Raw genomic sequence first — 17,366 nt, 5'->3', positions numbered from 1 at the left:
AAGTAAGAGACATATAGGGTGGGCGCGCCGGAGAACGGCGCGGGGCGGCACAACTGCCGGGCAGGAGCGCCGTCGCGCGGCCCGCGCTGTCTCAGCGGGCGCGCAGGGCCTTCCAGTCGTCCTCGAGGATGGAGTACTGCACGATGTCGTGCCACACCCCGTCCACGTGCCCGTAGTGCCGCAGCCGTCCCTCCCGCACCATGCCGGCCTTCTCGATGGCCCGCTGCGCGGCGATGTTGGAGGGCATGAAGCCCGTCCAGACGCGGTGCAGCCCCAGGCGGTCGAAACCCAGGACCCCGAGCAGGAAGCCGATCTCGACGCTGTGGCCCACGCTGACCCTGTCGGCGCGCAGCGCCAGGCCCACCTCCGCGCTGCGATAGCCCACGCGCACCATCCCGCCCTCGCCCGACTGGTCCTCGACGATCAGCTTCGCCGAGCCGATCAGCTCGCCCGTGGCGATCTCGCTGACGCCGAGGCGGTAGTGCGTACGAGGCGTGCGCCGGGCACCGGCCCTGGCCTGCTCGACCAGCGCCTCGGCATCGGAACGACGAAAGGGCGGCATGCCGAACTCACGGGTGGTGCGCGGGTCACCGAAGATACCCAGGACGCCCTCGACGTCAGCGGGCAAGAACTCCCGCAGCCGCAGCGTGGCCCCCTCGATGAGCACGGCACGCTGTTCCGGCGGGCACGAGGGCCGTTCGTCAAGGCGCACCCGGCGCGGCTCTCGCGGAGCCCATAGGTGGGCTTGCTCCCGCTCGGCTTGCAGGCGATCCGTCATCTGTTGACTCCTTGGTGATGTTCCGTCAGACCGAACGACAGGCGCGTGACCCACAGCGGTCTGCGTGCGCGGATCGCAGGAAGAAGGCCGGCCAGGGGCAGCAGCCACCCGCAGAGGAAGCCCCGGCCGCGGGGTTCGCGCACGGCCCGTACGGCGGCGATGTTCGGGTGCACCGCGCGCAGCTTCCGCTGCTCCTTCGGGGTCATCCCCCAGAGCATCGGCGGCGGACGGTATCCGGCCGGATAGCTCCACCGGCCCTGCGCGGTGCGGGCGGCCATCCAGGCCGGCGGGGTGTCAAAGACCAGTTCCGCTCCGGGAAAGCGGGCGGCGCACGCCTCGAAGAGCCGGTGCACCACGTCCCGCGGGAGATACATCAGCATCCCCTGGGCCAGGATCAGCAGCCCGTGCGAGGGGTCGACCTCATCCATCCACCGTGCGTCGGTGGCCGAGCACGACAGCGTGCGATGGCGCGGCGCGTCCGGCAGCAGCCGCTGCCGCAGCGCCGCGACCTCGGGCAGATCGACCCCCAGCCAGCGCACCCTGCCGTTGTCCACCCGCCAGAACTGCGTCTCCAGGCCCTCCCCCAGCGAGACGACCGTGCCGTCCGGATGATCACTGAGGAAACGTCGCACCTCACGGTCGTAGCAACGGGCCCGTACGGCCATTCCCTGCGCCAGGCCCCAGTTGCCGGTGCCGAAGCGGCGTTCAAAGGGGTAGTCGACGGCGTCGATCACCTCGATCGCCTTGGGGTCCGTCAGTGCCGAGCCGGGGTCCTTCGCGGCCAGAGCGCGGTGGTGCAACGTCCACAGCGTCGTCTCGGCGACGCCGTCCAGCTTGGCCTTCCGCTTCTGTCCGTCCATCCGGCGATGGTCACAACACCGTCGGCGGCCCAGCAAGGAGCGTCACTCGTCCGAGTGTTTAGATCACTCGTTCAGTTGGGATTTGCCGCCGAGGCCGTTCCCGGTTCGATTTCCGCTTCTTCCGCTGCCAGTTGGGCCGTGTGCCGCGGTCCGCGCGCCAGGATGTACAGGAACAGGGCGGCCATGACGGCGACGCCTGCCCACATGGCCTGCTGCCAGCCGTCGACGAACGACTCCTGCGCGGCGCGGACCAGCGCCCCGGCATGCGCACCGCTTCCCTCCGCGGCCCCCAGGGCGTTGGCGACGCCTTCGCGTGCGGAGTCGGCAGCGCCGCGGGGGATGTCTTCAAGGCGGGCATCGATGGCGCTGCGGTAGCCCGAGGACAGCAGCGCGCCGAGCAGGGCGACGCCGAGTGCCGTGCCGAACTCCCGGGTGACGTCGTTGAGCGCGGAGGCGACGCCCTGGCGCTCGCGCGGCAGTGAACTGGTGATGGCCTCGGTCGCGGGCGTCATCGACAGGCCCATGCCCGCCCCCATGGCGAGCATGCCGGGCAGCACGGAGAGGTAGCCGCCGCCGACGGAGACGAGAGCGGCCATGAGTGCCAGACCGGCGCCGGCCAGCGCAATTCCCGCCGCCATGGTCAGCCGCGCGCCGATGCGCGCGGCAAGACGGGGCGCAAGTCCGGAGGTCATCATCATCAGTACGGCCATGGGCATCAGCGCCAGCGTGGACAACAGGCCCGACCAGCCGAGCACGGCCTGGAAGAAGGGGAAGAGGACCACGAAGATGCCCGCCTGCACGCCGAAGACCACCAGCAGCGTGATCGAACCGCCGGCCGGCGAGCGCTGACCGAACAGGCGCACGTCCAAGAGCGCGGCATCACGGCGGCGCAGCTCCCGGGCCACGAAACCGACCGCGGCCAGGGCGCCGACCGCGAGGCTGATCAAGGTCACGGGGTCCGTCCAGCCCCGCTCGGGGCCTTCCTGCAGCACGAATATCAGGCCGACCACCGCGACGACAGAGGTCAGCGCGCCCACCGTGTCGAACCGGTGACCGGGCTTCTGCCGGGTGTTGGGAACGAACCGCGAGCCCATGACGAAGGCCACGACGACCAACGCCACGGGCAGGACGAACAGCCAGCGCCAGCTCGCCACGTCGACCAGCGCGGCGGAGAGGAACATGCCCAGGATGCCGCCGCCGCCGGCGACACCCGTCCACACGCCGATCGCCCGGCCGCGTTCTTCGGCGGGGAAGGTGGAGGTGATGACGGCCAGCGTGACAGGCATGATCATCGCTGCTCCGACGCCGCTGAACAGGCGGGCACCGAGCATCACTTCGGCCGACGAGGCGAGCCCGGCCACCACGTTCGCGACGCCGAAGACGGCCAGGCCGGCGAGCAGCATGGGCTTGCGGCCCCAGCGGTCGCCGAGAGCGCCGAGCGGCAGGAGCAGTGCGGCCAGGCTGAGGGTGTAGATGTTGATGATCCACAGGATCGTGCTCTGCGAGGCACCGAAGGCCAGGGCGAGGTCGGGCTGGGCGACGTTCAGCCCGGACACCGAGGCGATCACGGCCATCAGGGCAATGCAGACAGCGATCAGGATGATGCGACGGCGGCGCGCGTCCGGCAGGCCCGCGCCGGTGGCGTCGCTGCCACCGGCGGCGCTGCCGTAAACGCTGTCGCCGCTGTCGCCGCGGGGATCTCCAGCTCTCAGCAGCCGTGCGGGCCGAGGCTGGGGAGGTCGATTCGTACTCATGGGGTCCTCTCGCGGAACATGCGGAATCGGGCGCCGCATCCGCATCGATCGATGGGGCGCCTGGTGGTGACGGGTCATGAGCGGGCCCCGCGCCGGGCGCACGGCGTCGTCGCACTCGGCGGGCTGAGGGGCCGGGGCGTGCAGCCGGAGCGGGGCGGGCGCGGGGCGATCCCGCGCCGGGGCAGGGCTCAGGCGGGCCGGGCCGGTACGGGGCTCAGGCGGGGGTGACGCTGCGCTGCGCGGCGGTGAGGGCCGCTTCGGTGTCGGCGGTGGCCAGGTCTGCGTTCATGCGGGCACCGGCCAGGGCGCCTGCCGCGGCGGACGCGCCGACCTGGGCGCTCAGGTCGGTGGCGTTACCGGCCACCCACACCCCCGGAACTTCGGTGGCACCGGCCATCCCGGTGGCGAAATGGCGGCCCATCCCGCCGGGCAGGTCCTCCAGCGGAAGCCCCAGTCCCTCCAGGCCCTCGGTACGGGCCTGCATGACGGTGGCGACGGCTAGAACCCGGCGGGACACCAGGTCTCCGTCACTCAGCCGTACGCCCGCGATACCGCCGTCCTCGGCGGCCACGACCTCGGCCACCGGGGTGTCGACGACACGGATGTTGCGCGCGGCGAAGCGTGCGCGGGTGTCCTGGTCGAGTTCGGTGCCGCGCGTGAAGTAGACGAGGTCGTCGGTCAACTGGCGGAACAGCAGCGCGTGGTGGACGGAGGCCGGGCCCACGGCGAGGACCCCGATGGGCTCATCGCGCACCTCCCAGCCGTGGCAGTACGGGCAGTGCACCACGCCCCGCCCCCAGTGAACGGCGAGGCCGCGCACGTCGGGCAGGACATCGCGCAGCCCGGTGGCGACGAGCAGGCGGCGCGCCGTCAGGGTGCGCCCGTCGGCGAGCGTGATCGTGAAGCGCGGGTCTCCCCCGGCGGAGGGTGCGGCCGGGGCGGCGGCGATCACTTCCCCCGTCACGACGAGACCGCCGTAGTGACGTACTTCCCCGCGTCCGCTCCGCAGCAGTTCGGTGGGCGAAATGCCCTCCAGGCCGAGCAGGCCGTGTACGCCATCGGCGGGTGCGTTGCGCGGGGTGCCGCTGTCGATCACGACGACGGTACGGCGGGAGCGGGCGAGCATCAGCGCGCCGTTCAGGCCCGCGGCGCCGCCGCCGATCACCACGGCATCGACGGTCTCGCCCGGCAGCTGGTCGGTCGCGTACGCGGTAGTGGTCTCAGACATGGCGTCGCGCCCTTTCCTTCGGCGATCCCCCGTCGGTTGAGGGGGCTGCGGTCCCGACCATAGGCACGCTTTGCGGCAAGGGCATACAATATTGCCCATGGCGCAAGAAGATGGCGAGATGGACAGCCTGGTACGCAAACGGATCCGGGCCCTGCGGGTGGCACAGGGCTGGTCCCTGGAGGAACTGGCCACCCGTGCCCGGGTCAGCCAGTCCACGCTCAGCCGCATCGAGAACGGCCGGCGCCGCCTGGCCCTTGACCAGCTCGTCACGCTCGCCCGGGCACTGGACACCTCCCTGGACCAGCTCGTCGAGACGGCCGGCGACGACGTCATCACCAGCCCGGCGATCGACGCGGCCCACGGACTCATGCGCTGGCCGATCAAGGCGGAGCCCGGCATGAGCGTCGTACGCCAGCGCATGACGAATCCGCCGCCCGACAGCCCCTCCCGCATGCGCGCCCATCCGGGCCGTGAATGGCTCGTGGTGCTGTCCGGCACCGCGGTCCTGCTCCTGGGCAACCGGCGCCTGCGCATCGAGACCAATCAGGCCGCGGAGTTCCCCACGATGCTGCCGCACGCGATCGGCGCCGAGGGCGGGCCCTGCGAGATCCTGGGCATCTTCGACCGCGACGCCCGCCGCGGACACCAGCGCGAGGACAAGGGCGACAGCGACTGACCCCGGCGCGCAGCAGCGACCGGTCCGGCGCGTGCCGGGCCGGGCGGCGCCCCCGGACCCCACCGGAGCGGGATCGCCCGCGGGTTGCGCCTCCGGCAGCAAAGCGGCCGATCTTCTTGCATACTCCGGGATCCGTGGTGCCGCCCCGGCTTGATCGACTTAGCGTCGCTGTCATGACCCACGCTCACTCGCACGCAGCCCACGACAGCGGCCACCACCTCCCCCCGCACGGACCGGACACCGGCGTCACGCCGGACTCCGGCATCGCGCCGGACTCCGGCATCGCGCCGGACTCCGGCATCGCGCCGGACTCCGACGTCCAGGCCGAGATCCTCGACCTGGACGCGGAGGTGCTCGCCGAGCACATCGCGTCCATCACCGCATGGCTGCCCCTGGACAAGGAGCCGCGCCACATCGTGGACCTGGGATGCGGAACGGGGGCCGGCACCTTCGCGCTGCTCGCGCGCTACCCCGAAGCGCACGTGACGGCCGTCGACGCGTCGGCCGGCCATCTCCACCGGCTGCGCGCGAGGGCGGAGACGTTGGGAGTGGCCGACCGGGTGCGCACGGTCCTGGCCGACCTCGACGCGGACTGGCCCGAGCTCGGCAGCCCCGACCTGGTGTGGGCGTCGGCGTCGATGCACCACCTCACCGACCCCGACCGCGCCCTGCGCAACGTCCGCGAAGTGCTCGCGCCCGGCGGCCTGTTCGCCGTCGTCGAGCTGGACGGCTTCCCCCGCTTCCTGCCGGCCGATGCCCCCGAGGAGCGGCCCGGCCTCGAGGAGCGCTGCCACGCCGCCCTCGCGCACCACCACGCCGAGCACGTATCGCACCGCGGAGCCGACTGGGGGCACAAGCTGGCGGCCGCCGGTTTCACCGTCGAGGGCGAGCGCACGATCCCAGTGAACATCGACGGCTCACGCAACGAGGCGGTCGGCCGATACGCCCTCACCACCCTGAAGCGCCTGCGCGAAAGCGCCGCCCACACCCTGGCCACCGAGGACCTCGGCGCCCTCGACCACCTGCTCGACACCGAAGGCCCGCACAGCATCCTGCACCGCGACGACCTGGCTGTACGCACAGAACGCAGCGTGTGGGCCGCGCGGCGCGCCTGACCCGGGGCACATCGTCGGCCGATTGTCAGTGCCTCCGGGCACGATGGCGCACATGACAACTTCAGCTCCTGTGTTTGCCGATGCCGCCGCCTACGTGCAGGCGGTCGAGGACGCCTCGAAGGCCGCTGCCGCCTACTACACGGGCGGCACCTCGGCGCTCGACGACGACGCCTACGACCGTCTGGTGCGGGCGATCGCCGCGTTCGAGGCCGAGCATCCCGACCAGGTGCTGCCCGACTCGCCGACCGGGAAGGTCGCCGGCGGCGCCGTACAGGGCGACGTACCGCATACGGCGGCCATGCTCAGCCTGGACAACGTCTTCACGCCCGAGGAGTTCACGACCTGGACCGCCTCCGTGGCGCGCCGGATCGACCGGGAGGTCACGCGCTGGAACGTTCAGCCCAAACTGGACGGCCTCGCCATCGCCGCGCGCTACACCGACGGCCGCCTCACCCAACTGGTCACCCGCGGGGACGGGACGGCCGGCGAGGACGTATCGCACGCAATCGGCACCATTGAAGGGCTGCCCGGCCGGCTCACCGAGCCGGTCACGCTGGAAGTGCGCGGCGAAGTCCTGATGACCAACGGCCAGTTCGAGCACGCCAACACGGTGCGCACCGCGCACGGCGGCGCACCGTTCGCCAATCCGCGCAACGCCGCCGCCGGCACGCTGCGGGCCAAGGACCGCGCTTACACGGTGCCGATGACGTTCTTCGCCTACGGTCTGCTGCCGCTGCCCGCCACCCCTGCAGACGCCGCCGGGCAACTCACCGCGCTGGCACACGGCGACCTCCTGCAGCACGCGGCAGACCTCGGCGTGCACACCCCGGCCGACACACAAGTACCCGGGGTCACGCTCGAAAGCGTCGAGGACGTCCTGGCCCGGGTGCAGGAGATCGCCGCGCTGCGCGCCGAACTGCCCTTCGGGATCGACGGGATCGTCGTCAAGGCCGATCTGGCCGCCGACCAGCAGGCCGCCGGATCCGGCAGCAGGGCCCCGCGCTGGGCGATCGCGTTCAAACTGCCCGCCGTGGAGAAGATCACCAAGCTGGTCGGGGTGGAGTGGAACGTCGGCCGCACCGGCATCATCGCCCCGCGCGCAGTCCTGGAACCGGTCGACATCGACGGCTCCACCGTCACCTACGCCACGCTGCACAACCCGTCCGACATCACCCGGCGCGACCTGCGCCTGGGTGATCAGGTGATGGTCTACAAGGCGGGCGACATCATCCCCCGCATCGAAGCTCCCGTCGCCCACCTGCGTACCGGTGACGAACAGCCGATCGCCTTCCCCGAGGTGTGCCCGCAGTGCGGCTCCGCCATCGATGCCAGCGAGCAGCGGTGGCGCTGCGAGCGCGGCCGTGACTGCCACTTGGTCGCCTCGCTGTCCTACGCGGCCGGCCGCGACCAGCTCGACATCGAGGGCCTGGGCGCCACCCGCGTCATCCAGCTCGTCGACGCGGGCCTGGTCGCCGACATCGCCGACCTGTTCACCCTCACCCGCGAACAGCTCCTGGGCCTGGAGCGGATGGGCGAGACCAGCACCGACAACCTCCTGGCCGCGATCGAGACGGCCAAGACCCAGCCGCTCGCCCGCGTCCTGTGCGCGCTGGGCGTACGCGGTACGGGCCGCTCCATGTCCCGTCGTATCGCCCGGTACTTCGCCACCATGGACCACATCCGCGCCGCCGACGCGGAGGCGATGCAGAAGGTCGAGGGCATCGGCAGCGAGAAGGCCCCGGTCATCGTCGCCGAGCTGGCCGAACTCGCCCCGGTCATCGACAAACTCATCGCGTGTGGGGTGAACATGACCGAGCCCGGCGCCACACCCCCCTCCCCCGACGATCAGGCCACGGCCGACGGCCAGACCGGGACCGGTGAGGAGGCGGGCCCGCTGGACGGCATGACCGTGGTCGTCACCGGCGCCATGACCGGCGCGCTGGAGCAGCTCAGCCGCAACGAAATGAACGAACTGATCGAACGCGCCGGCGGCAAGTCGTCCTCCAGCGTCTCCAAGCGCACCAGCCTGGTCGTCGCGGGAGAGGGCGCCGGGTCCAAGCGCACCAAGGCCGAGACTCTCGGCGTACGCCTGGCCACGCCGGACGAATTCGCCGAACTGGTAGCGGCGATGCTCACCTGACAGTTCGCCAGCGCGGCGCCTCATCGTCGGGGACATCCGGGGAGGCGAAGTGGAACGGCACATCGAGATGACCGGCCAGCGCCCTGCCCGCCTCTGCGGCAGCGGCGCCCGGCCGGGGTCCGCCGGGGCGGTGGTAGACGGTTGCCAGGCAGCCGTCCCCGGCGGGCTCGTCCAGGACCGCGACCAGCAGCACGAACCAGTCGTGGACGGTGTCGCCGTCCCACAGAGCCTCGACCGCGGCCACCTTCCCCGGGAGGGCCGCGGCGCGGGCGGCAAGGGAGGGAATGTCGAGCGGGTCGGGCGGCGTGTACTGCACGCGGTCGCCCAGGGTTTCATAACGCGCGTGGATCACCTGCTCCGCCTCGCGCAGTCCCAACCCCAGCGGCCTCAGGGCCTCCCACACGGCCTTGACCGCCATCAGGCGGCGATCGCACAGCACGTTCGCATCGGCCTCGCGGCGGGTCCGCTCCTCCAGATAGGCCCACCAGCCGTCCATTGGCTCCCCCGTGGTGTCAGTCATGGGATGCATTCCTCAGTCCCACCACAGCACGACGAGCAGTCGGCGTTGGGCCGCGTCCCGGTAGAAGACGCGCAGGGCCTCGAAGTAGTGGCGCAGGTACTTCCTCGGACCGCCGATGATCTCCGGGGCCCAGTGCCCGATCAGACGCGCCGCTCTTTTCTCGCGCCGCGGGAGGCCGGCGAGGATCGCGGGGAAGTCGATCTGGTCGAGCAGGTTCGAGATACGGGCGACTTCGGGCTCGCTCAGGGCCGTGGGAGTTGAGCCGAAGCGTGCGATGTCGTGGGGCGGGACGTCGAGGAAAGCAAGGTCGATCGCGTCGTCCCCGTCGGTGGCTTTCGAAAGGGCCTGCGCGTGCGCCTCGTCGAGATCCGTCAGCTCGCAGACACGCCGCAGGAGGGTCGGCGCCCAGTCGAGATCGAGTACGTCTGCCGCCGGCGGGTCCCAGCCGTGGTCCCCGTCCGGGGAAGCCTCGGCTGATTGTCGACAGGCGGCGAGGTAGTCCGCCGAGACGCGGGCAAGTTGTTGGGTGACGGCCATGACAGCAGTATCCAAACCGCGTCCAGCGGTTATTGCGGGACCGATGTCACCGGCCCGCACCCTCCAGCGGAACGCGGGGCGCCGCGACCGCGCGGACGATGGCCGCCACCTCTGCTCGCGAAGTGGGCTGGGAGTCCACGGAGTTGTGGATGGAGAAGCCCTCCACCAGTGCGTCGAGCGCCCGTGCCGTCAGGGGGTCGAAGTGCCGGGCCAGGGACTGGCGGCTGGCCTGCATCCAGGAGCGCAGCACGTCGGTCAGTTCCGGATGGCGGGCGGCGAACGCGTACAGCTCGTAGCTGAGCAGCAGGTTGCGGTCGGTGCCCCAGACCTTGCCGCAGATGATCTCGACGACTGCTTCCTGTGCCTCCTCGGGTGTGCGCGCCGCCTCGAGGAGCGCCCCGTAACGCACGGACACGGACTCGGCGAGGCGGGTGAACGCCTCGGTGAGCAGGTGCTGCATGTCGTCGAAGTAGTAGGTGAGGGACCCGAGCGGCACCCCGGCCGCCGAGGCGATCTTGCGGAAGGTCACTTTGATGGCGCCGTGTTCGGCGATGACGTCGAGCGCCGCATCGAGGATGCGCTCACGCCGCCGGGGGTCGTTGGGGCCGCGGGTGCTGCCTGTCATCGCTGTCGTCTGCCTTCTTTTTCCCGTACCCGAGTGTGTACATTTGTACATACCCCGATGTCGGCCCGTGGCGGCCGACCCGAGCATTCTTCCGGATCCCGTGGAGCTTCCCCTTGACAGACCGCGCCGTGCGCCGACGCCGTCAGGCTCTCTATCTGTTCTTCTTCCTGCCGGGCATCTCCATGTCCTCCTGGGTCACGCGCACCCCTGACGTCCGCGACCAACTGGGCGTGTCCACGGGTCAGATGGGGTTGGTCCTTTTCGGTCTGTCCGTCGGCTCCATGGGCGGCATCCTGTGTTCGGGCCGCCTCGTCTCACGGTTCGGCACCCGGCCCGTGATCGCGGTCGGCACCGGCCTGATCGTCGCGAGCATGCTCGTGATCGGAGGCGGCAGCACCGTACCGTCCGCGCCCATGGTCGCCGCCGGTCTGTGCCTGTTCGGGGTGGGGATGGGGGCCTGCGAGGTGGCCGTCAACGTCGACGGCGCCGACGTGGAACGCCTCACCGACTCGGTGATCATGCCCACCCTGCACGGCTGCTTCAGCCTCGGCACCGTCATCGGCGGCCTGGCCGGCATGGCGGCCACCGCCGCCGACTTCCCCGTCTTCTGGCACCTGGCCGTCGTCACCGCGATCTCTGCGGGCATCCTGGTCCACGCCCTGCGCGCCATCCCGGCCGGCACCGGCACCAGCGACACACCCCGCGCCGCGGGCACCGCCCAGCCCGCCGGACCCCGCGTGTGGAAGGACCGCAGGCTCCTGCTGATCGGAGGCATCGTCCTGGCCATGGCCCTGGCCGAGGGCGCCGCCAACGACTGGCTCCCCCTCCTCATGGTCGACGGCCACGGCCTCGACGCCGCGCTCGGCTCACTCGTCTTCGTGGGGTTCGCCGCCGCGATGACCCTGGGCCGCTTCAGCGGCACGTTCTTCCTCAACCGCTTCGGACGGACGGCCGTCATACGCGCCAGCGCCATCTCCGGTGCCATCGGGCTCGTGCTTGTCATCTTCTCCGACAGCGCGGCCGTCGCCGCGGCGGCCGTCCTGTTCTGGGGACTCGGTACGTCTCTGGGATTCCCCGTCGCCCTGTCCGCGGCCGGCGACTCCGGTCCCGACCAGACCGCGCGCGTGAGCCTGGTGGCCACCATCGGCTACGTCGCCTTCCTGGTGGGCCCGCCGTCCCTGGGATTCCTGGGCGACCACTACGGGCTGCGCTCCGCGATGGTGGTGGTCCTGGTGTTCGTCGCCGCGGCCATCGCCCTCGCCCCTGCCGCCGGCCCCCGCTCCCCCGCGGTGGCGCACGGCGGCTCCCCGCAGGACACGCCGCCCGGCAGTCCGGACGCCCCCGCTCCGGCCGCCCTCCGGTCCCCCGCGCCCGACGAGCGGCGCTGAAGGCGGCCAGAACCTGCCGCTCTCCCGTTCCGCGCCCTGTGGCTACTGTGAGGGAAATGCAACGCCTTGGCTCACGGACCCCGGCGGAGGCAGACATGGGTGGGGACGCGCGGAGCGAGTCACGACAACTGCCACGACTGCGACTGGATGAGCTGCTCGAAGAACTCCAGGTCCGGATCGATGCGGTCCGCGGCACCCGGGACCGGCTGCACGGCCTGCTGGAAGCGGTCCTTTCGGTCGGACGGGAGCTGGATCTTCCGCAAGTGCTGCGGCGCATCGTCGAGACCGCCGTGGCTCTGGTGGACGCGGAGTACGGCGCGCTCGGCGTCATCGGCGCGGGGAGCAAGCTGGACGCGTTCCTGCCGGTGGGGATCAACGAGCAGCTGCAGGCGCAGATCGGTGATCTCCCCTCGGGGCACGGGCTGCTCGGCGAGTTGATCCGGCATCCCGCGCCGCTGCGGCTGCGGGAGTTGTCCGAGCACGCGGCATCGTCCGGCTTCCCGCCCCATCACCCGCCGATGCACACGTTCCTCGGAGTGCCCGTCCGGGTGCGTGAGGAGGTGTTCGGGAATCTTTACCTCACCGAAAAACACGGCGGGGTCGAGTTCGACGCCGAGGACGAGGCTGTGCTCTCGACGCTGGCCGTGGCGGCGGGCGTGGCCATCGAGAACGCCCGGCTCTACGAGGAGGCGCGGCTGCGCGAGCGGTGGCTGGCGGCCGGAGCGGAGTTCGCCAACGCCCTGCTGTCCGGAACGGCCGAGGGCCGCGTGCTGGAATTGATGGTCGAACGAGCCCTGGAGATCACCTCGGCCGACATCGGTGTGGTGGATCTGGTCGCGGCAGAAGGGGAAGAGCTGCAGGGCGCTCTGGCCCTCGGGGAGGGCGCGGCCGTACACCAGGGGCGGCGCATCCCCCGCCAAGGAACCCTGGCCGGCGCCGCATTGAGCAGGGGCGGGCTGCTGGTCACCGAGGATGTGGCCAGTGATCCCCTGGTCACGTTCAGCCCGGAGAGGTGGAAGGGCATGGGACCTGCCGCCGCCGTTCCCATCGGGACGGCCGAGCGGTTGCGCGGCGTACTGGTCCTGGCCCGCCGGACCGGGCGCCCCGCCTTCAGTGAGGCCGAAATCGCTCCGTTGCCCGGCTTCGCCGGACAGGCCGCGCTGGCCCTCGAACTCGCGGAGCGGCGCCGCGACGTCGAGCAGATGAGTCTGCTCGAGGACCGTGACCGGATCGCCCGGGATCTGCATGACCTGGCGATCCAGCGGCTGTTCGCGACCGGCATGACCCTGCAGAGCGCCCAGCGCTTCGTCCAGCACCCCGAGGCCTCCGAACGCCTGATGCGCGCGGTGGACGATCTCGACTCCACCATCAAGATCATCCGTTCGACCATCTTCGGGCTCCGCGCCCATGAGGCGGGCGTGACGGCCGCAGCGGGGTTGCGCGTGCGGATCGCGCGGACGGTGGAGGAGGCCGTCACAGCGCTCGGCTTCACGCCCGCACTGCGCATGGAAGGCCTGATCGACACCGATGTCCCCGCCGATATCGCCGACGATACGACGGCCGTGCTCAGCGAGGCGCTCGCCAACATCGTCCGGCATGCCCGGGCATCGGCCGCGGAGATCTCCCTCGTCGTACACAAGGAGCACCTGACACTCACCGTGACGGACAACGGCGTCGGCCTCGGCGTCGGCGTCGGCGTCGGCGTCGGCGAGAGCGCACGCCGCAGCGGGCTGCGCAACATCGCCGAGCGGGCCGAAAGGCCGGGGGGCACGCTCACTCTCGGCAGTGGGCCGGATGGTGTTGGCACTCGCCTGGAGTGGCAGGTTCCGCTGACCGGCCGGTGAGCCGGGAGAGGTCAGCGTGACTGGTCCGGGTCGAAGTGGGCGGCGATCACGGCGGCTTGGACGCGGCGTTCGACGCCGAGCTTCGACAGGAGCCGGGAGATGTGGTTCTTGACGGTCTTCTCCGAGAGGTAGAGCCGCTTGCCGATCTGGCGATTGGTCAGGCCCTCGCCGATCAGGGCGAGGATGTCCCGCTCACGTTCGGAGAGCCCGGCCAGCTTGGCGTCCTGCGGCGCCGCTGCCTCGTCCGGCCCTCGCAATGTACTCATCAGGCGGGTGGTGGTGGCCGGGTCGAGCAGGGACTGGCCGGCGGCGACGGTGCGTACCGCGGCGATCAGGTCGGTTCCCTTGATCTGCTTGAGGACGTACCCCGCCGCCCCCGCCATGATCGCGTCCAGGAGCGCGTCGTCGTCATCGAAGGACGTCAGCATGAGGCAGGCCACCTCCGGCATCCTCGACCGCAGTTCACGGCAGACCGTGATGCCGTCGCTGTCGGGCAGGCGGATGTCCAGGATGGCCACGTCCGGGCGCAGGGCAGGACCGCGGATCAAGGCCTGCTCGCTCGTGCCCGCCTCGCCGACGACCGAGATGTCCGGTTCGGAGTCGAGCAGGTCGTTCACCCCCCGGCGCACGACCTCGTGGTCGTCGAGGAGGAAGACCCGGATCGGGTGCTCCGGTGAGAAGGAACGTGCGGTCATGGCTGCCCCCTGGATGTCGGCGGTCCCGTTCCGATCGTGTCGGGTGGGCGATTCGGCGCAACAGGGCCGGATGGGCCCCACCGGCATGATTTCGATGTCATATCTCAGCAGGTGCGCGGGAGTTGTTCACCCAGCGGCGGCATGTCCACGACTCGTCGCGCGCCGATCAGCGTGTGACGGGTCGACCCGGTCGGCGGGACCTGCTGTGCAGCGCCCGATGAGAACGGCCCGGGCCCCTTCGGGACGCGCACTCAGTGCGGTGAGCGCCTTCGTCGGCCCGGTCCGCCGCGATGAAGGCGACCAGGCACCCCTCATTGGCCACGATCAACGGGGTCGAGGCCGAGCGCATCGCACGCGACGACTTGGCGATCGGGGTTGTCCCACGGCGAACTGGCCCGGCACGAAGGCGGGCAGCGGCTCCCCGACGGCCGCAGACGGAGCGTGGCCCTGTCCGGCGTCTCCGCCCAGCGGGCGACGACCCGGCAGGGAGCCGGGGTCGCGGTCATCCCCGCACACCGCTTCCGCTGCCGTAGGGGGCGTACAGGTCCAGAAGGCGCGTCCTGGCCGCCTGCAGGCGGTGGGCGAGCACGCGCCCCACCCACTGGCCGACGACCGCACCCAGGGCCGGGTCGTCCTCGCACATCAGGCGGACCGTGAGCGCGTCGAACTCGTCGGCCCGCACGGGGCTCTGCGCGAGAGCGCCCAGCTGCCAGACGTACGGCGGGAACAGCCAGGACCAGCCGACCAGTTCACCGTGGCCCAGGGTCTCGATGGCGGCGGCGCGGCGGCCCGGGACATGCATGTCCAGGACGACCGATCCGGTACGGATGATCCAGAACCGGTCGGCGTGCCCGCCCTCCTCGAAGATCCGCGCCCCGGCCGGGAAGGACACCTGGCGGGCGATGCGCATCAGCCGGTTGCGGTGCTCGGCCGGAAGAGCGCTCATCATGGTCGTGGTGCTGGTCATCGTTCCGTCTCCTTCTGGTCCGCCTCGTCCTTGAGGGCCGCCACCTCTTCGGTGATGTCGATGCCGACGGGGCACCAGACGATGCAGCGGCCGCAGCCCACGCAGCCGGAGCTGTCGAATTGGTCGTGCCAGGTGCCGAGTTCGTGGGTGAGCCACTGCCCGTAGCGGCTGCGCCCTAAGGAGCGCACCGGCCCGCCGTGCACGTAGGAGAAGTCCAGGTAGAAGCAGGTCGCACCCGGTTCGGTGCACCCGGCGGCTATGAGGAGTGCCCCCTCCGGCGTTCCTCATAGCCGCTGTCCCGGAAGTGGCCGCCCCTCAGTACCCGGTCCTGGATCGCGATGGCCCGCAAGTCGCAGGGGCGCACCCCGAGGAAGGCGTACGAGGGCCGGCCGGCGGTCTCGGTGCTGATGGCCACCGTTCCGTCGGGCGCACGATCCGCGCTCCACAGCCGCTCGCGCTGCGGGTGGAGGAAGATCTTCCAGGACTGCTGCCCGGCCGAGTGCGCGAAGGCGGCGCCGTCCTCGCGGCGCCGCAGACGGTAGTGCCCCGCCTCAAGTTCCACCCCCCAGCCGTACGGAAGCTGTTCGGCCGATTCGAGTTCGCCCGGGAAAATCGCACCGTCGCGAACAGTGGGCCCCACGACGCTATGGCCGTCGGCCGGCAACTTCGCCACGAGGGCCTTCAGACCCTGCCGGTCGAAGACTGCCGTCGCTTCGGTCGTCATGCCCGTCCTCCCACACGTCGGTGCGTTCCCTGCTCACCAGGCTCGAAGAGGAGCGGCAGGCGGGGCAGGGGCCGAGCGGCCCTATTCGGGCCCGCTCGGGCCGGTTCAGGGCGCACTGCCGGTGAGCACCCAGAGCACCCAGAGCACCCAGAGCACCAAGGTGGCGGCGCGGCGCCGCCCACGGCGATCGCTCCAGCGTCAGCGCACCTTGGCCGGGTGGCGCGTGCGGGGACCAGTGCTGACCTCAACGCTCCTCGGACCGCCCTGCGATCTCGCCCTGCAGGGTGCCGCCGATGCGCTGCGCCCAGGCCGAGATCCGTTCGAAGTCACGGAAGTCACCGCCTCTGCCGGACTTTACGATCATGCGGGCGACCCGGCCCTTCGCCCCCTCCTTGAGGCAGCCGCCGAAGGTGACATGCTCCCTGGCGCCGAGGCGGACAAGGGCACGGCGCGCGGCGGGTACCGGCGGGATGTCCCGCTCTCCCGCCGACGCGTCCAGGGGCCCGCTGCTGAACAGCCACAACGGCCGCTCGGCCAGCGCCGAAGCGTTGCGCCGGACGAATCGACGGGCGTCCTTGTGCCAGCGGCCCGCGTAGAGCGGACTGCCGAGCACGATGGCGTCGTAGGCACGGACATCGCAGACACCGGACACCAGACACAGCTCGGCCTGAAGGCCCTCCTTGCACAGGACCTCCGTGATGGTGCGGGCGATCTCGGCCGTGGACCAGTTCTTCGTCGCGTAGGCGACCAGCACCTTGAGGGTCATGGCGAGGTGTCCCTTCTCAGAGTTTGCGCAGCCAGTCGTCGGCCACGCCTCGCAGGGCCTGATCGTTCGGCTGGAGGTGGGAGTCGTCCAGGCGGTAGGCGAGCTTGTCGACGACCGCGACGACTCCGTCGATCTCGCGCGTCATGTGCAGGGCGACGGGGACTTCGCTGCGGCGCTCCAGTTGGCCCTCCAGGGTCACCACACCGTCGCGCACATCGATCCTGATGGACTGGGGTGCCAGCCACAGCGCGCCGACCAGGACCTGCTCGATCACTTCGTGTCGGATCTCGTCGTCCGCGCGCAGGAACACCTGGAGCAGGTCGCGCCGGGTGACGATACCGACCAGGCGGTCCTCGTCGTCGACGACGGGCAGCCGCTCCACCTCGTGCTGGGCCATGCGCCGGGCGCCCTCGGCGATGGTGGTGTCGGCGTGGACACAGACGGGCGGCGTGGACATCAGCTGTCCCGCCGTGCGTGCGGTCGCTTTGGTCCTGCCCTCGCGCGCGGCACCGCCCATCCGGGGCAGCCGCACTCGGCGCTGCGGGCGGGCGGGGTCGGGAGCCTGCGGCTCGCGCGCCAGCAGGTCCGTCTCGGAGATCACGCCGACCACCTTGTCGTCGGCGTCGATCACGGGCAGCCCGCTGATGCGGTACTCGGACAGGCGCCTGGCCACCTCCTTGAACGGTGTGCCGTACTGCGCGCTGACCACCTCGCTGGTCATCACCGAGCCGATCTTGCTGTGCTTCATG

The 17,366-nt window shown here is 71.1% G+C and carries 16 protein-coding genes and 1 pseudogene; 5 read left to right on the top strand and 12 right to left on the bottom strand.

What is annotated here, in order from left to right; translation table 11 throughout:
* Positions 1 to 91: 91 nt before the first annotated feature.
* The 4 genes from ACWFR3_RS20500 to ACWFR3_RS20485 form a co-directional block, all read right to left on the bottom strand.
* Positions 92 to 778, bottom strand: a complete 687-nt coding sequence (locus ACWFR3_RS20500) for a GNAT family N-acetyltransferase (RefSeq protein WP_453736014.1) — start codon at positions 776 to 778, stop codon at positions 92 to 94.
* Positions 775 to 1,638 carry a class I SAM-dependent methyltransferase gene (locus ACWFR3_RS20495; RefSeq protein WP_453736013.1) on the bottom strand — a complete coding sequence of 288 codons (864 nt, stop codon included), beginning with the start codon at positions 1,636 to 1,638 and terminating at the stop codon, positions 775 to 777. Before ACWFR3_RS20495 ends, ACWFR3_RS20500 begins: the two co-directional genes overlap by 4 nt.
* Positions 1,639 to 1,709: 71 nt before the next feature.
* Positions 1,710 to 3,392, bottom strand: coding sequence for an MFS transporter (locus ACWFR3_RS20490; protein WP_453736012.1), 1,683 nt, complete (start codon positions 3,390 to 3,392; stop codon positions 1,710 to 1,712).
* Between the two features lie 214 nt (positions 3,393 to 3,606).
* On the bottom strand, positions 3,607 to 4,620 hold the full coding sequence (locus ACWFR3_RS20485; RefSeq protein ID WP_453736011.1) for an NAD(P)/FAD-dependent oxidoreductase: 1,014 nt from the start codon (positions 4,618 to 4,620) through the stop codon (positions 3,607 to 3,609).
* Positions 4,621 to 4,717: 97 nt separating this feature from the next.
* On the opposite strand from ACWFR3_RS20485, the gene ACWFR3_RS20480 reads away from it, so the two are divergent.
* From ACWFR3_RS20480 to ligA, 3 genes are all read left to right on the top strand, one after another.
* Positions 4,718 to 5,296, top strand: a complete 579-nt coding sequence (locus tag ACWFR3_RS20480) for a helix-turn-helix domain-containing protein (protein ID WP_453736010.1) — start codon at positions 4,718 to 4,720, stop codon at positions 5,294 to 5,296.
* Between the two features lie 173 nt (positions 5,297 to 5,469).
* Complete coding sequence (locus ACWFR3_RS20475) at positions 5,470 to 6,411, top strand: class I SAM-dependent methyltransferase (RefSeq protein WP_453736009.1); 942 nt, start codon at positions 5,470 to 5,472, stop codon at positions 6,409 to 6,411.
* A 43-nt stretch (positions 6,412 to 6,454) separates the two neighbouring features.
* Positions 6,455 to 8,551 (top strand): NAD-dependent DNA ligase LigA, encoded by a 2,097-nt coding sequence (gene ligA / locus ACWFR3_RS20470; RefSeq protein WP_453736040.1) that lies wholly within the window; start codon positions 6,455 to 6,457, stop codon positions 8,549 to 8,551.
* Here the strand turns inward: ligA and ACWFR3_RS20465 are convergent.
* From ACWFR3_RS20465 to ACWFR3_RS20455, 3 genes are read right to left on the bottom strand one after another with little or no spacing between them, the layout of a single operon-like run.
* Positions 8,544 to 9,047 carry a hypothetical protein gene (locus ACWFR3_RS20465; RefSeq protein WP_453736039.1) on the bottom strand — a complete coding sequence of 168 codons (504 nt, stop codon included), beginning with the start codon at positions 9,045 to 9,047 and terminating at the stop codon, positions 8,544 to 8,546. The genes ligA and ACWFR3_RS20465 overlap by 8 nt on opposite strands.
* Before the next feature lie 36 nt (positions 9,048 to 9,083).
* On the bottom strand, positions 9,084 to 9,608 hold the full coding sequence (locus ACWFR3_RS20460; RefSeq protein ID WP_453736008.1) for a DUF1877 family protein: 525 nt from the start codon (positions 9,606 to 9,608) through the stop codon (positions 9,084 to 9,086).
* Between the two features lie 46 nt (positions 9,609 to 9,654).
* Positions 9,655 to 10,233 carry a TetR/AcrR family transcriptional regulator gene (locus tag ACWFR3_RS20455; RefSeq protein ID WP_453736007.1) on the bottom strand — a complete coding sequence of 193 codons (579 nt, stop codon included), beginning with the start codon at positions 10,231 to 10,233 and terminating at the stop codon, positions 9,655 to 9,657.
* Positions 10,234 to 10,346: 113 nt separating this feature from the next.
* On the opposite strand from ACWFR3_RS20455, the gene ACWFR3_RS20450 reads away from it, so the two are divergent.
* Positions 10,347 to 11,621: an MFS transporter gene (locus ACWFR3_RS20450; RefSeq protein ID WP_453736006.1), complete on the top strand. Its 1,275-nt coding sequence runs from the start codon at positions 10,347 to 10,349 to the stop codon at positions 11,619 to 11,621.
* A 95-nt stretch (positions 11,622 to 11,716) separates the two neighbouring features.
* Entirely contained in the window at positions 11,717 to 13,465 is a 1,749-nt protein-coding gene (locus ACWFR3_RS20445) for a sensor histidine kinase (RefSeq protein WP_453736005.1), read from the top strand.
* 11 nt (positions 13,466 to 13,476) lie between these two features.
* Here ACWFR3_RS20445 and ACWFR3_RS20440 read toward each other — a convergent pair whose 3' ends face one another.
* The 5 genes and pseudogenes from ACWFR3_RS20440 to ACWFR3_RS20420 all read right to left on the bottom strand — a co-directional run bounded on the left by ACWFR3_RS20440 (position 13,477) and on the right by ACWFR3_RS20420 (position 17,365).
* Positions 13,477 to 14,160, bottom strand: a complete 684-nt coding sequence (locus ACWFR3_RS20440) for a response regulator (protein ID WP_453736004.1) — start codon at positions 14,158 to 14,160, stop codon at positions 13,477 to 13,479.
* A 502-nt stretch (positions 14,161 to 14,662) separates the two neighbouring features.
* The gene (locus ACWFR3_RS20435; protein ID WP_453736003.1) at positions 14,663 to 15,127 is read right to left on the bottom strand and encodes a Crp/Fnr family transcriptional regulator; all 465 of its coding nucleotides are present in this window, start codon (positions 15,125 to 15,127) and stop codon (positions 14,663 to 14,665) included.
* Positions 15,124 to 15,851, bottom strand: a pseudogene (locus tag ACWFR3_RS20430) (4Fe-4S dicluster domain-containing protein). Before ACWFR3_RS20430 ends, ACWFR3_RS20435 begins: the two are co-directional and overlap by 4 nt.
* A 244-nt stretch (positions 15,852 to 16,095) precedes the next feature.
* Positions 16,096 to 16,617 carry a flavodoxin domain-containing protein gene (locus ACWFR3_RS20425; protein ID WP_453736002.1) on the bottom strand — a complete coding sequence of 174 codons (522 nt, stop codon included), beginning with the start codon at positions 16,615 to 16,617 and terminating at the stop codon, positions 16,096 to 16,098.
* Positions 16,618 to 16,633: 16 nt separating this feature from the next.
* A complete protein-coding gene (locus tag ACWFR3_RS20420; protein WP_453736001.1) occupies positions 16,634 to 17,365 on the bottom strand; it encodes a CBS domain-containing protein in 732 nt (243 codons plus the stop codon).
* Between the last annotated feature and the right edge of the window lies 1 nt (position 17,366).

This window comes from Streptomyces sp. NPDC055189, from assembly GCF_053606765.1.
This window is presented reverse-complemented; position numbering and strand designations above follow the sequence as displayed.